The 12,595-nt window shown below is 60.5% G+C and carries 11 protein-coding genes and 2 pseudogenes; 9 read left to right on the top strand and 4 right to left on the bottom strand.

Annotated features, from left to right (window positions below):
- Positions 1–92 precede the first annotated feature (92 nt).
- From ACFQT0_RS10415 to ACFQT0_RS10425, 3 genes are all read right to left on the bottom strand, one after another.
- On the bottom strand, positions 93–1,568 hold the full coding sequence (locus ACFQT0_RS10415) for a hypothetical protein (protein WP_380202531.1): 1,476 nt from the start codon (positions 1,566–1,568) through the stop codon (positions 93–95).
- A 71-nt stretch (positions 1,569–1,639) separates the two neighbouring features.
- Complete coding sequence (locus ACFQT0_RS10420; protein WP_380202533.1) at positions 1,640–2,020, bottom strand: OmpA/MotB family protein; 381 nt, start codon at positions 2,018–2,020, stop codon at positions 1,640–1,642.
- 332 nt (positions 2,021–2,352) lie between these two features.
- Entirely contained in the window at positions 2,353–2,670 is a 318-nt protein-coding gene (locus ACFQT0_RS10425; RefSeq protein WP_380202535.1) for a hypothetical protein, read from the bottom strand.
- A gap of 190 nt (positions 2,671–2,860) precedes the next feature.
- Between ACFQT0_RS10425 and ACFQT0_RS10430 the strand changes: the two genes are divergently transcribed.
- The 9 genes and pseudogenes from ACFQT0_RS10430 (at position 2,861) to ACFQT0_RS10470 (ending at position 10,927) form a co-directional block, all read left to right on the top strand.
- Positions 2,861–3,907, top strand: a complete 1,047-nt coding sequence (locus tag ACFQT0_RS10430) for a class I fructose-bisphosphate aldolase (protein WP_380202537.1) — start codon at positions 2,861–2,863, stop codon at positions 3,905–3,907.
- Positions 3,908–4,047: 140 nt separating this feature from the next.
- Positions 4,048–4,949, top strand: a pseudogene (accD, locus tag ACFQT0_RS10435) (acetyl-CoA carboxylase, carboxyltransferase subunit beta).
- Between the two features lie 117 nt (positions 4,950–5,066).
- Positions 5,067–5,810: an OmpA family protein gene (locus ACFQT0_RS10440; protein ID WP_380202539.1), complete on the top strand. Its 744-nt coding sequence runs from the start codon at positions 5,067–5,069 to the stop codon at positions 5,808–5,810.
- A gap of 202 nt (positions 5,811–6,012) precedes the next feature.
- Positions 6,013–6,264: a YMGG-like glycine zipper-containing protein gene (locus tag ACFQT0_RS10445; protein WP_380202541.1), complete on the top strand. Its 252-nt coding sequence runs from the start codon at positions 6,013–6,015 to the stop codon at positions 6,262–6,264.
- A 226-nt stretch (positions 6,265–6,490) separates the two neighbouring features.
- On the top strand, positions 6,491–7,210 hold the full coding sequence (locus tag ACFQT0_RS10450; protein WP_380202543.1) for an OmpA family protein: 720 nt from the start codon (positions 6,491–6,493) through the stop codon (positions 7,208–7,210).
- Between the two features lie 141 nt (positions 7,211–7,351).
- Positions 7,352–8,125, top strand: coding sequence for an endonuclease III domain-containing protein (locus tag ACFQT0_RS10455; protein WP_380202545.1), 774 nt, complete (start codon positions 7,352–7,354; stop codon positions 8,123–8,125).
- Between the two features lie 109 nt (positions 8,126–8,234).
- Positions 8,235–9,222, top strand: a pseudogene (locus ACFQT0_RS10460) (radical SAM protein).
- A 251-nt stretch (positions 9,223–9,473) separates the two neighbouring features.
- Positions 9,474–9,989 (top strand): gamma carbonic anhydrase family protein, encoded by a 516-nt coding sequence (locus ACFQT0_RS10465; protein ID WP_380202547.1) that lies wholly within the window; start codon positions 9,474–9,476, stop codon positions 9,987–9,989.
- Between the two features lie 593 nt (positions 9,990–10,582).
- Positions 10,583–10,927, top strand: coding sequence for an NINE protein (locus tag ACFQT0_RS10470; protein ID WP_380202549.1), 345 nt, complete (start codon positions 10,583–10,585; stop codon positions 10,925–10,927).
- Here ACFQT0_RS10470 and ACFQT0_RS31630 read toward each other — a convergent pair.
- The gene (locus tag ACFQT0_RS31630; RefSeq protein WP_449272058.1) at positions 10,839–12,296 is read right to left on the bottom strand and encodes a hemolysin family protein; all 1,458 of its coding nucleotides are present in this window, start codon (positions 12,294–12,296) and stop codon (positions 10,839–10,841) included. The genes ACFQT0_RS10470 and ACFQT0_RS31630 overlap by 89 nt on opposite strands.
- Positions 12,297–12,595: the final 299 nt, after the last annotated feature.

Below are 12,595 nucleotides of genomic sequence, written 5' to 3' on the forward strand. Positions count from 1 at the left end.
CTCAACAAAAAAGGCCAGCTCCGGATTCGGGGCTGGCCTTTTTGTAGTTTTGGGTACGAGGTGGTTTGATTCAGAAAGTGCCCCGTAAAACGTTATCGGCCCGCGTAAGAAAGCCGTGCTACTTGGGCGCCGCTCAGGTTGCGGGCCAGGTAGAGGCCGGCAGCCACGGTCGCAGCAGGCTGCCATACCAGGGTACCGTCGGCAGCCGAGAGGAGCTGTGCTACTGTGCGGCCCAACTGGTCGGTAATCAGCACGGCCTGGCGGCCCGGCTCGGCGAGTTGGAACCGCACTTCGTCTTGAAACGGCATGGGGTGCGGCGGCTGCGCCAGCGGTTGGCGGCGGGCGCGGGCGGCCAGCGCCTGCCGCGTGACCACCACGGGCACCGTCAGAACCTCGGCGCCGGGCACGGGGCAGGCGTTGTCGGTGGCGGTGGCCGTCAGGGCGTAGCGGCCCAACGGCTGGGTGGCCGGCACCTGCCAGGTCAGCAGCCCCTGGCCATTGCCGAGGTCCTGAAAGGTGGCGCCCGGAATAACAGCCGGCACTTGGCTGCTCAGGGCCAACACCTGCCCCGCGTCGGCATCAGTGGCCGTTACCGTGAGCGAAAGCGTCTGGCCCGGGCTGACCGGAATGGTTTGGCCCAGGAGTTGGCTACTTGGGCTGCCAGAGCGGGCCACGCGCGTAAAGGCGGGCAGCTGGTTGCTGGTGAGCGCCAGCAGGTAAATCATATCCCGCGTGATGCTGCCAATCTGCTGCCAGTTGCCACTCACGCGCCGGTACTCGTCGACGCGCACGGCCAGGGCGTAAGTGCCCTGCTCCGCCAGTCCGCTGCCGGTGCGCAGGCCCGTAGCCGCATTAATCTGAAAGTGCGGCGCAATGGGTCCGACCGTAAGCCGGCTACAGCCCGGCGAGGCACTGGGAGCCGCCAACGGCTGCACCAGGCGGTACACCAGCGAATCGCCCTCGCTGTCGTAGGCATTTAGGCTGAAGGACCGCGCCTGCAGCCCAGAAAGCTGAATAAGCTGCGCGGTGGTAAACTGAGGGGAGAAATTTATCAGGCCGGTGGCATTGTGCAGCTCGGCCTTCACATACATGCTTTGCATTCCCGATAGGTCCATATTAACCAACCCGAAGCGCCGGTTTTCGCCGTTGATGCTCAGCGTCCAATCGGCGGGCGGGAGCTGCACCAGCGCTTCCAACGTGGTCACCCGGTAATTCAGACTGCCGCCGGAGCCGCCACCAGCGCAGTTCTGGCTCACGGTTACCTCGGCCGTGCGGGTCATAAAAGCGGTGAAGCTGCCGGCCAGGGCTGTACCGCATTCGTGCTTGCCGCATGTCAACCAAATATCATAGTTCTGCACCGCTGAAGTGGCATCCTGGAATAACCGCGCTGTCACGCGGTACTGGTTGGGCAGGGCCGCGGTACCGGCGTATGCATAGGTGAGGTCGGCCCCCAGCAAGTGAGAAGCATGGGCGGCCAGGCAACTGCCCCACCAAAAAACAGAAGCAATGTGCTGCGGAAGAGGAAAGATGGGCGCATAGGGGAGTAGAATGGATAGAAACGAAAACACCAGCCCGGCAAGCGGCGCCAGACTGGTGAAACTAACGTGAATCAGGGCTTTACCGGTATTAGCCGGCCGTATTATTTACCGGCAGGCGCCGCAGCAGGCTTACTGGACGAGTTGCTGTCCAGAATCTGAAACAGGTCGTCGAGCTTCGGCGTGAGGATGATTTCGGTGCGGCGGTTCATGGCCTTGTTCTGGGGCGTATCGTTGGCCGCCACGGGCACATACTGGCCGCGTCCCGACGCCGTGACGCGGGCCGGCGGCACGCCGCTGCTGGTGAGCAGGCGGGCAATTTCGGTGGCGCGCAGGGCGCTCAGGTCCCAGTTGTCGGTGAGGCCGGCGGTGCCGCGCATAATGGGCACATTGTCGGTGTGGCCTTCCACTACCACGTTCACGTCTTTCTGCTCCTGCAGCACGGCGGCGAGCTTTTTCAGGGCCTCTTGGCCTTTGGGGTCCACTTTCGTTGAGCCGGATTTGAACAGCAGCCTGCTCGGAAAGCGATACGTACACTTTGCCGTCCTTGAGCTTCACCTGCAGGTCGCTGGAGTTGAAACTGAGCAGGGCTTTGCTAACGCGGGCTTTCAGGTCGGTCACGGCCTGGTCTTTATCCGCAAGGGCTTTGGTGAGCTCGGTGAGGCGGGCTTCGCGGCCTTTGAGGTCGGCGGCGAGGCGGTCGTTTTCGGTTTTGCTTTTTTGCAGGGTGGTTTCCAGCTCGCCGAGCTCGGCTTCGCGGCGGGCGAGGTCCTTGGCTACTTTGTTGTAGTCCGACGACTTGTTGGCCAGTTCCCGGTCACTGTTCTTGAGCAGCTTGTCGTAGCTGTTGTTGAGCTCGTTGTAGAGGGTGCGGGTTTTGCGGTAGGCGGCACCGGTTTCGGCCGAGTCGGTCACGAGGCGCTTTTGGGTGAGGCGCAGGCTGGGCCAGCTCGTCGGAGGCTTTCTGCAGCTCGGCGGTGGCGCCGCGGTACTGGCGTTCGGCGCTGGCTTTGCCTTCGGCATCGGCCTTTTGGCGGGCACTCAGGTCGTCGTATTTCTTGGCGGTAACGCAGCTGTTAAGAACGGGCGCGGCCAGTAGCGACAGCGCCAGCAGGGCAGGGGAGAGGTTTTTCACGGGACAAAAGGAGTGAAACGACGGGCCGGAAGCGGCCGGACCACCCGGCCGCATTGGAGCAGCAAGGTAGCGCTTAACGCGCAGCCAGCGCAGCTCAACCCCAATTTGCCCAGCATTTTTCGGCCTATCTTTGCTTTCTTCCCGAGCGGGCCTTTTCCCGCCGAAAAACGCCCCAACCCGCTCTTTCCGAATGGCCTCCACGCTGACCTTGAGCCCCGAAAACGAAGCCCTGCTCGCCCACCAGTGCGTGGTGAGCAAGGACCTGGTGCACGCCCCCGGCCCCGACTTTCTGGACCGCTGCTTTTTGCCCGGCAGCCGCTCGCCCCAGGTGCTGCGCAGCCTCGGCGCGCTCTACAACCACGGCCGCCTGGCCGGCACCGGCTACGTGAGCATCCTGCCCGTCGACCAGGGCATCGAGCACACCGCCGGCTCGGCCTTCGGGCCCAACCCGATGTATTTCGACCCTGAAAACATCATGAAGCTGGCCGTGGAAGGCGGCTGCAATGCCGTGGCCACCACCTTCGGCACCTTTGGCACGGTGGCCCGCAAGTACGCCCACAAAATCCCGTTTCTGGTCAAAATTAACCACAACGAGCTGCTGACTTATCCCAATAAGTTCGACCAAATTCTGTTTGGCTCGGTGCGGCAGGCCTGGGACATGGGCGCTACCGCCGTGGGTGCCACCGTGTATTTTGGCTCAACGGAAAGCAACCGCCAGATTGTGGAAGTAACCGCCGCCTTTGAGGAAGCCCACCGGCTGGGCATGGCTACCGTGCTGTGGTGCTACACCCGCAACAACGCTTTCAAGACCGCCGACAAGGACTACCACGTGTCAGCCGACCTCACCGGGCAGGCCAACCACCTGGGCGTGACCATGGGCGCCGACATCATCAAGCAGAAGCTGCCCGAAAACAACGGCGGCTTCTCGACGCTGAAATTCGGCAAGACCTTTCCGGCCATGTATGATAAGCTCAGCAGCGACCACCCCATCGACCTCACCCGCTACCAGGTGCTCAACTGCTACTCTGGCCGCATTGGCCTGATTAATTCCGGGGGCGAAAGCCTCGGCGAGGGCGACCGCGAAGCCGCCGTGCGCACGGCCATCATCAACAAGCGCGCCGGGGGCCAGGGGCTGATTTCGGGCCGTAAGGCCTTCCAGCGCCCCTTTGCCGAAGGTGTGGAGCTGCTCAATGCCATCCAGGATGTATACCTCGACAGCTCAATTACGTTGGCGTAGGAACCATCAGCACCGGGCAAATTTGCCGGCTGCTCGTTGAACTGGGCTGGCTTTTTTGCCGGCAAACCTGACAATTCCTTACTTTTGACCTTACAGTTTTATTCTAACTACTAGCTTCCAGCTACAAACACCCCTCCTATATGTCCTGGTTTAAGCGCGTAGAAAAAGGCATCGTCACCCCCACCGACCAAAAAAGGAGACTCCCGACGGCCTCTGGCACAAGTGCCCGGAGTGCAAAACGGTGGTGACCATGGCCGAGCACAAGCGCCTGCGCAGTGTGTGCGCCTCCTGCAGCCACCACGACCGCATTGATGCCGTCGACTACTTCGATTTTCTGTTCGACGACGGGCAGTTCACCGAACTCGACGCCGACCTTACCTCCGGCGACCCGCTGCGGTTTGTCGACACCAAAGAATACCCCAAGCGCATTAAGGCCACGGAGCACAGCACCGGGCTGAAAGACGCGGTGCGCACCGCCCACGGCCTGTCCACCGGCCAGCCGCTGGTGGTAGCGGCCATGGATTTTAAGTTCATTGGCGGCTCTATGGGCTCGGTGGTGGGCGAGAAAATTGCCCGCGCCATCGACTTTGCCCGCCAGAATCGCACGCCGTTTCTCATGATTTCGCGCTCCGGCGGCGCCCGCATGATGGAAGCCGGCTACTCGCTGATGCAAATGGCCAAGACGTCGGCCAAGCTGGCCCTGCTCTCCGAAGCCGGCGTGCCCTACGTGAGCTTGCTTACCGACCCCACCACAGGCGGCGTCACGGCGTCGTTTGCCATGCTGGGCGACTTTAACATTGCCGAGCCCGGGGCCCTCATCGGCTTTGCCGGACCGCGGGTTATCAAGGAAACCATTGGCAAGGATTTGCCCAAAGGCTTCCAAAGCGCCGAGTTTGTGCTCGAGCACGGTTTTCTGGATTTCATTGTGGACCGCCGCGAGCTCAAGCAGCGTTTGGCCGACTTATTGGGTATGCTGCAGCCAGTTGCGGCCGCGGCGCCCGAGCAGCGCGAGGCCCGTCGCACCCCCACCAAAGCCCATTAAGTGCCATTCAGGCGCTTTTTCCACTTTCGGCACACTTCTTGGAAAGCCCGTTACCGTTACCGGAACGGGTTTTCCCCGTATAAGCCCGAGAATATTTTCACCAATTCCTTTTTTCACATGAACACCTCCAAATCCCTACTTTCTGTGCTGATGGCTTTCGTGCTGTTGTTCAGCTCCTGCGCCAGCACGAAGCAGACCACCACGCAGCCCGACCTCTCGACTAACAACGGTACCGGTGCCCGCAAAACCGGCATGAGCAAGACCGCCAAAGGTGGCCTGATTGGTGCTGGTAGCGGCGCGGCCGCTGGTGCTATCCTGGGCCGGGTTATCGGCGGAGGCCGTGGTACGGCCATTGGCGCCATCGTGGGTGCTGCCGCTGGCGGCACGGCTGGTGCCCTCATCGGCCGTAAGATGGACAAAGCTGCCGAAGACCTGCAGCGCGACATGAAAGACGCCAAAGTAGAGCGCGTGGGCGAAGGCATCAAAATTACCTTCGACTCGGGTATCCTCTTCGACTCGAACTCCTCGAGCCTGCGCCCGGCTTCGGAATCGGACATCACCAAGATGGCCGCCATCCTGCAGAAATACCCCGACACCAACGTGCTGATTGAAGGCCACACCGACAACACCGGTTCGGACGCCATCAACCAGCCCCTGTCGGAGCGCCGGGCCCAGGCCGTGGCCACCTCGACCATTGCCAAAGGCGTTTCGTCGAGCCGCATCACCACGCAGGGCTACGGCTCAACCCAGCCCGTGGCCGACAACTCTACCGTGGAAGGCAAGCAGGCCAACCGTCGTGTAGAAGTTGCCATCTACGCCAACGAGAAGATGAAGAAGGCTGCCGAAGAAGGCCGCTTGTAATCTGAACCCGCTTTTGCTCGGCCAGGTACAAAGGCCAGCCAACAACAAAAAAGGCCGCCCATTTGGGTGGCCTTTTTTGTTGGCGGTCTTCGCTAAGCTTAGGATGGTGAACCCCGGGCGAGGTGGCCGCGTTTAAGCAGCGTTGTTTTTTCAACCTTAAACCGCACGTGTCATGAAAACTTTGAGAATATTTTTCCTGCTGATGATATCCTTTCTCATGGTAGCTGCCTCGGATGTTCAGGCCCAGACCCCCAAGAAGAAATGGAGCAATAAAGCCAAAGGTGCCACGGTGGGCGCCGGTGCCGGTGCTGTAGGCGGCGCCATCATTGGCGGTGGCAAAGGTGCCGTAATCGGGGCCGGGGTTGGGGCGGTGAGCGGCGGCCTGATAGGTCGTAAAAAAGACAAAAAGAAGGACCCTGCCCGCTACGAGCAGTACCGTAATAAAAAGAACTAATACCGGCCTTCGGCACAGCCGATTAGTGGTCATAAAAACGGCCCTTCCACCTTGGGAGGGCCGTTTTTTATATAAGACTCCTTTAGGACAAAGATTTATTTGCGCGACTAGTGTCGAGGCTGGCCAGTTTGGCAAGGTGGTTGCAAATGGCGTACTTGCCGGTCCGTAGCACATGGCTCGGAGTCACATACTGGCTTGTTTATATTTCCCAAACACTTTTTTGATTATGAAATTTCTTCGTTTGTCTTTTTCCTTCCTGTTTGCCTTGCTGCTGCTGGTAAACAACTTCGCTCAAGCCCAAAGCTCCACTGTATCTACTGCCAAGCCGAAAGGCACCATGAGCAAAACCCTTAAGGGCGGCATCATTGGCGGCCTGGGTGGCGCCGTAGCCGGTGGCGTAGCCGGCCGTTTGATTGGCGGCAAATCGGGCACGGCCAAAGGTGCCATCATTGGTGCTGTTGTGGGTGGTAGTGCCGGTGCCCTCATCGGCCGTAAAATGGACAAGGCCGCTGCTGAGCTGCGCCGCGACCTGGAAGGCGCCAAAGTAGAGCGCGTAGGCGAAGGCATCAAAATTACCTTCGCTTCGGGCATCCTGTTCAACACCAACTCGGCTGCGCTGACCGCTGATGCCGCCGGCAACATCGACCAGCTCGCCGCTACCCTGAAAAAGTACGCCGACACCAACGTTGTGATTGAAGGCCACACCGACAGCTCCGGCTCGGACGCCATCAACCAGCCCCTGTCGGAGCGTCGCGCTCAGGCTGTGGCCAACGAAATCACGGCCCAGGGCGTGGACGATGCCCGCATCACGGCTACCGGCTACGGCTCGACCCAGCCCGTGGCTGACAACACGACGGCTGCCGGCAAAGCCGCTAACCGTCGCGTAGAAGTAGCCATCTTCGCCAACGAGAAAATGCAGAAAGCTGCCAAGCGCGGCCAACTGTAAGCCCACGCCCGCTGCGTACCCCGCAGCTTGCGCTAAACTTGAAAAACCGGCGGCCGCCTTGGCCGCCGGTTTTTTTGTGTCTTTTAAGTTGAGCTAACGCGGCCCCGCAACTTTGCCCCGCGCCGGCCGGTACAACCGGGCATGCCCACCCCCGACGCTACCTACGCCTCGCCCGCTGCCGAAAAAGCCTGGGCCGACCACGTCATCCTCGACCATTTCTACGGCCACCTGCCGCCCGAGCCGCGCCGCACGCCCATGCGCGAGCTGGTCTCCACCATTCTGTCGCACCGCACCACCCACGCCGACGAAGAGCTGGCCTACGACCGCATGCTGGAAACCTTCGGCGACTGGCCCGGGGTGCTGGCCGCCCCCACGGCCGAGCTGGCCCACGCCATTCGCACCACGCGCTGGCCGGATACGCAAGCGCCGCGCATTCAGGAGATTCTGCGTCGAATTCAGGCCGAAACGGGCGGGCCGTTTGACCTGGACTTCCTCGCCGAGTGGCCGCTGGAGCGCGCCATGGCCTGGCTCAACGACATGCCCGGCATTGGGCTGAAAACGTCTTCCCTGTTGCTGCTTTTTAATTACCAAAAGCCGGTATTGCCGGTGGATACGCACGTGCACCGCGTGGCCCAGCGGGTGGGATTTCTGGGGCCCAAGGTCTCGGTGGAGAAGGCGCATGCCGTGCTGCTCGCGCTGCTGCCCGCCGATGCCGAAACCCTGTTTAACTTCCACAAGCACAACTACTGGCACGGGCAGCAAATCTGCTTTTTCCTGCGGCCCAACTGCCCGCGCTGCCCCCTGAAAGGCTTTTGCAACTATTACCTGGAGCACTACGGCGAGGCCACTCCGGAGGCGCTGGCGGCCACGCCCACCCAATGGGACCCGGCGGCCTGGGGCAAGCTGCCGCATTAGGGCTTAGCTGTTAGCCGTTAGCTTTTAGCTGTTAGCTTCGTTATAGCGCCCAAAAGGCCCGGAACATAAAAAGCTAACAGCTAAAAGCTAACGGCTAACAGCTCAAAATATGCGCCTCGTCAAGCATCCCGTTCTGTGCAATTACTACGTCACGTACCGCTGCAATGCGAAATGTGCGTTTTGCGACATCTGGGAGAAGCCTTCGCCCTACATCACGCTGGAGGATGTGGCCCAGAACCTGCGCGACCTCAAGCGCCTGGGCGTGTCGGTGATTGATTTCACGGGCGGCGAGCCCCTGCTGCACCGCCAGCTGCCCGAGTTTCTGGCCCTGGCCCGCGAGATGGGCTTCATCACCACGGTTACCACCAACGGCCTGCTTTATCCCAAGAACGCCGAAAAGCTGCGCGGGCTGGTCGATATGCTGCACTTCTCGCTCGACTCGGCCGACCGCGACACCCACGACCTGGGCCGCGGCGTGGCCTGCTACGACTTCGTACTGGAAAGCATCCGCGTGGCCAAGGAGCTGGGTGAGCGGCCGGACATCCTCTTCACCGTGTTCCGCAAAAACCTGGCGGACCTGGAGGCCGTGTACCGCGACATTACCAAGCCCAATGGCCTAGTGCTGATTCTGAACCCCGCCTTCGAGTACGGCGACGTGGAAACCGGGGAACAGCTAACGCCCGAAGAACTGGACTACCTCTCCGCCTTTGGCAAGCGCAAGGGCGTGTATTTGAATGAAGCCTTCATCCAGTTGCGGCGCGATGGGGGCAACCACGTGGCCGCGCCCGTGTGCCGGGCTGCTAGCACCACGCTGGTTATCTCGCCCAGCAACGAGCCTGGTGCTGCCCTGCTACCACCTCGGCGAGCAGAAGTTTCCCATCGAAGGCCAGCTGTATGCCCTGTACAATGCGCCCGAAACGCAGCGGCTGGCCGCGCTGGAAGGCCGGCTGCCGGCCTGCGAAGGCTGCACCATCAACTGCTACATGCAGCCGAGCTTTGCGGTAGAAACCAGCAAGTACTTCTGGCAGGCGCTGCCTAGCACGCTGAAGTATAATTGGGAAAAGGGCACCTGGAAGCGGTTGATTGGGGTGGCTTAACTGTCATCCTGAGCGCAGCGAAGGACCTTATCACGCTTGCGCCATTTGAGTTTACTATAAATCGTTCTTCGGTGATAAGGTCCTCCGCTACGCTCAGGATGACAGCCGATTATTGACGGACGATTGAGTAAGTATTGTGGTAAAGATGCTTCGCTGCGCTCAGCATGACGTTCTTTTGCTCACTGCTCACTGCTCACTGCTCACTGCTCACTGCTCACTGCTCACTGCTCACTGCTCACTGCCCTTAAGCCATGCCTGCTCTCATTCTTCCCGTTAACGGTATTCATCCCGAAATTCCGGCTGACTGCTTTGTGGCTGATAATGCGACCATTGTCGGCGATGTCGTGCTGGGTCGGGGCTGTACGGTCTGGTTTACGGCCGTGATTCGGGGCGATGTGCACCGCATCCGCATTGGCAACGAAACCAATATTCAGGATGGCGCCGTGCTTCACTGCAGCTACCAGCGGGCGCCGCTCACCATTGGTAGCCGCGTCAGCATTGGGCACCGGGCCATTGTGCACGGCTGCACTGTGGAGGACGACGTGCTCATCGGCATGGGCGCCATTGTGATGGACCACGCCGTGGTGGGCAGCGGCTGCATCATCGCAGCAGGGGCGGTGGTGCTGGAGAATTTCGTGTGCGAGCCGGGCTACTTATATGCTGGGGTGCCGGCTAAGAAAATCAAGCCCGTGACGGGGGAGCAGCGCGAAGGGCTGCGGCGCACGGCCGCCAATTACCAGACGTATGCCGCCTGGTTTCGGGAGTAGGCCAGAGTGCGTGCCGATAATTGGCACAAGTCAGCTCAATTTGCCTTCTCAGAAACTGCGCGAAGCATAATGCGCCGGGGTTTCTTTTGCCTGGCACAGCGGGTTTATAAAGTCCGCAAAATGGCGGTGTTTATCGGTGTAGGTGTGTCTGATTGCGCTCCATTCTACTTCAATAGAGTGAATGGAAAGTCTACCGCATCTGAAATTTGACTTGGAATGAGTGGCCACCTTGGTGTTGCTTCGTTGCGCTTCTACCAATTGCTTCGCAAATAATGTCCCATTGCAGCCGCGTTGTTTGTGTGCTTTTTGGCCTCACGCTAACAGGGCTTATTGGTAGCTGCCAGCGCTCCAGCTACACCTTTCAGCCCAATAGTGCGCAGCAGCCCGAACCCACTGCGCAGGTAGCCGCTGCGGCTACGCTTACGGAGGTACCCGAAGCAATTGAGCCGATGCCCCTGAGGGCAAGGCACATCAGCCGGCCGGTATCCCGGCACGTAGTTGGCTGGCAAATTGAGCCGGCTGCTCGCCATGTGGTGCGCCCGAATCCTGCCAACGCATCGAGCGTAGTGCGATTGCAGCTGGCTGCGAAGCCTATGGCCCAGGAATCAGCACGGCTGGCTCAATTTCCAGCGCCCGAGCCTGTGCGCTACGTCCGCAAAGGAGTGGCGTTTGCGCTGGCCTTGTTGCTGGGCATGTTTGGCGCCCATTTATTCTATATCGGCGACCATAGGCGGGCCATCCGGTACCTACTCCTCACGCTGGCCGGCGCAGTCCTTATGGCCCTCGCCATTCCGGTAGCCAATCTGGCGTTCTTTGGCGGCGGTTGGGGAGGCGCGCTGGTCGGGATTTCTATGCTGGTACTGGGCGCCGGCGCAATACTGAGCGTGTACATACGTGCCCTGCAGGATGGCGTCCGCATCCTGATAGGAGGTGTATAACCCGGCACTGCCCCTTACCGGCTAGCAGTGTTGTGCAACCTGGAAAGGAGGGGCTAAGCGCAGCGCCCAGGCAAGTGCTGCCCGGCGCTAGAGCTCGTCGCCCATGTCGCCGCGGGGTTCGGCGCGCTCGGCCACGGTGGTCACGCGCAGCTGCACCAGCTCCACGGCGCGGCGGGAGCGCTGCAATACGCGGAACTCGTAGGGGTCGAGCACGGCCACGTCGCCCACTTCCGGGATGCTGCCGTAGATGACGTTGAGCAGGCCGCCCACGGTTTCGTAGTCTTCGCCTTCGGGCAGGGGGAAGGGGAGATACTCGTTGGCATCGGAGATGGGCGTGGCGGGGTTCACGCGGTATTCGTCCTCGGTCACCTTTTCCACCACGGGCACCTCGTTGTCGTACTCGTCTTGGATTTCGCCCACCAGGCTCCTCCATGATGTCCTCGATGGTGACGATGCCCGACACGCCGCCGAACTCGTCGCTCACGATGGCCATCACAATATGCTTGCGCTGGAACTGGCGCAGCAGGCGGTTGATTTTCTTGGTTTCGGGCACGAAGTAGGGCGGCCGCATGATGCGAGCCAGCTCCACGGGCTCGCCCCGCCGGATGATGGGCAGCAGGTCTTTCACGTTGAGCACGCCCACGATGTTGTCGATGTTGCCTTCGTAGACCGGCATGCGCGAGTAGCCTTCGTTGAAGACGACGTCGAGAATCTGGTCGGCGGGCGCGTTCACGTCCAGGGCCGAGAGCTTGGTGCGGGGCACCATAATCTGCTTCACCATCCGGTCGTTGAACTGGAACACGTTTTCAATCAGCTCGTGCTCGGAGTCCTGGATTTCGCCGCTTTCCTTGCTCTGGTCGAGCAGCATGCGCAGCTCGTCGGAGGTGTGGGCGTCGGTGCCGTGGGCCGAATCCACGCCAAACAGGCGCAGCGTCATGCCCGACAGCTTGTTCAGAATCCAGATGGCCGGAAAGCTGATGATATAAAATATCCGCAGCGGCAGGGCGATGGCAATGCTCAGGGCCTCGGGCCGCTGAATGGCCAGCATTTTGGGCGCCTGCTCGCCGATGACGATGTGCAGCACCGTGATGGTGGCAAACGACACCGGCAGCGCAATCTGGTGGGCCAGCTCGGGCGTCACGTTCAAATCGAGGGCGTGCACGGCCGCCAGAATGATGGAGGCCACCACGCTTTCGCCTATCCAACCCAAGCCCAGGGAGGCCAGCGTAATGCCCAGCTGCGAGGCTGAGAGGTAAGCCTCCAGGTCCTGCAACATGCTGAGTGTGAGCTTGGCCAGTCGGTTGCCTTCTTTGGCCCGCAGCTCAATCTGCGAAATGCGCACCTTGACCAGCGCGAATTCGGCGGCCACGAAAAATCCGTTTACTAAGACAAGTAAAACGGTGAATAATATTTTTAAACCCATGTGAATGGCCCCCGCGACACGGACGGTCTGAGGGCCTTAGTTGCTCAAAAGTACGGAGATTAGTGCGGCTAGTTGGGCCGTTGAACTTTCCGGCCAAGAGTTTGTGGTACGGACAGCCTTATTTTGTAGTAGAAAGCGCGCGTCAGCCACTGCGGAGGTAGCCATTTGCGCCGGCAATTTGCCGGGAACGGAATCTGCAGTTAGAACCTTCTTTCATCAGGAAGAGGTAACACATTACACGGTGC

It is taken from the genome of Hymenobacter humi, assembly GCF_042665855.1.
GTDB lineage: Bacteria > Bacteroidota > Bacteroidia > Cytophagales > Hymenobacteraceae > Hymenobacter > Hymenobacter humi.

Bases quoted from the DNA above. Each gene is read 5' to 3' on its own strand.
- ACFQT0_RS10430 (WP_380202537.1), top strand. From the start codon at position 2,861: ATGGCCTCCACGCTGACCTTGAGCCCCGAAAACGAAGCCCTGCTCGCC.
- ACFQT0_RS10440 (WP_380202539.1), top strand. From the start codon at position 5,067: ATGAACACCTCCAAATCCCTACTTTCTGTGCTGATGGCTTTCGTGCTG.
- ACFQT0_RS10465 (WP_380202547.1), top strand. From the start codon at position 9,474: ATGCCTGCTCTCATTCTTCCCGTTAACGGTATTCATCCCGAAATTCCG.
- ACFQT0_RS10455 (WP_380202545.1), top strand. From the start codon at position 7,352: ATGCCCACCCCCGACGCTACCTACGCCTCGCCCGCTGCCGAAAAAGCC.
- ACFQT0_RS10445 (WP_380202541.1), top strand. From the start codon at position 6,013: ATGATATCCTTTCTCATGGTAGCTGCCTCGGATGTTCAGGCCCAGACC.
- ACFQT0_RS10450 (WP_380202543.1), top strand. From the start codon at position 6,491: ATGAAATTTCTTCGTTTGTCTTTTTCCTTCCTGTTTGCCTTGCTGCTG.
- ACFQT0_RS10470 (WP_380202549.1), top strand. From the start codon at position 10,583: ATGGCCCAGGAATCAGCACGGCTGGCTCAATTTCCAGCGCCCGAGCCT.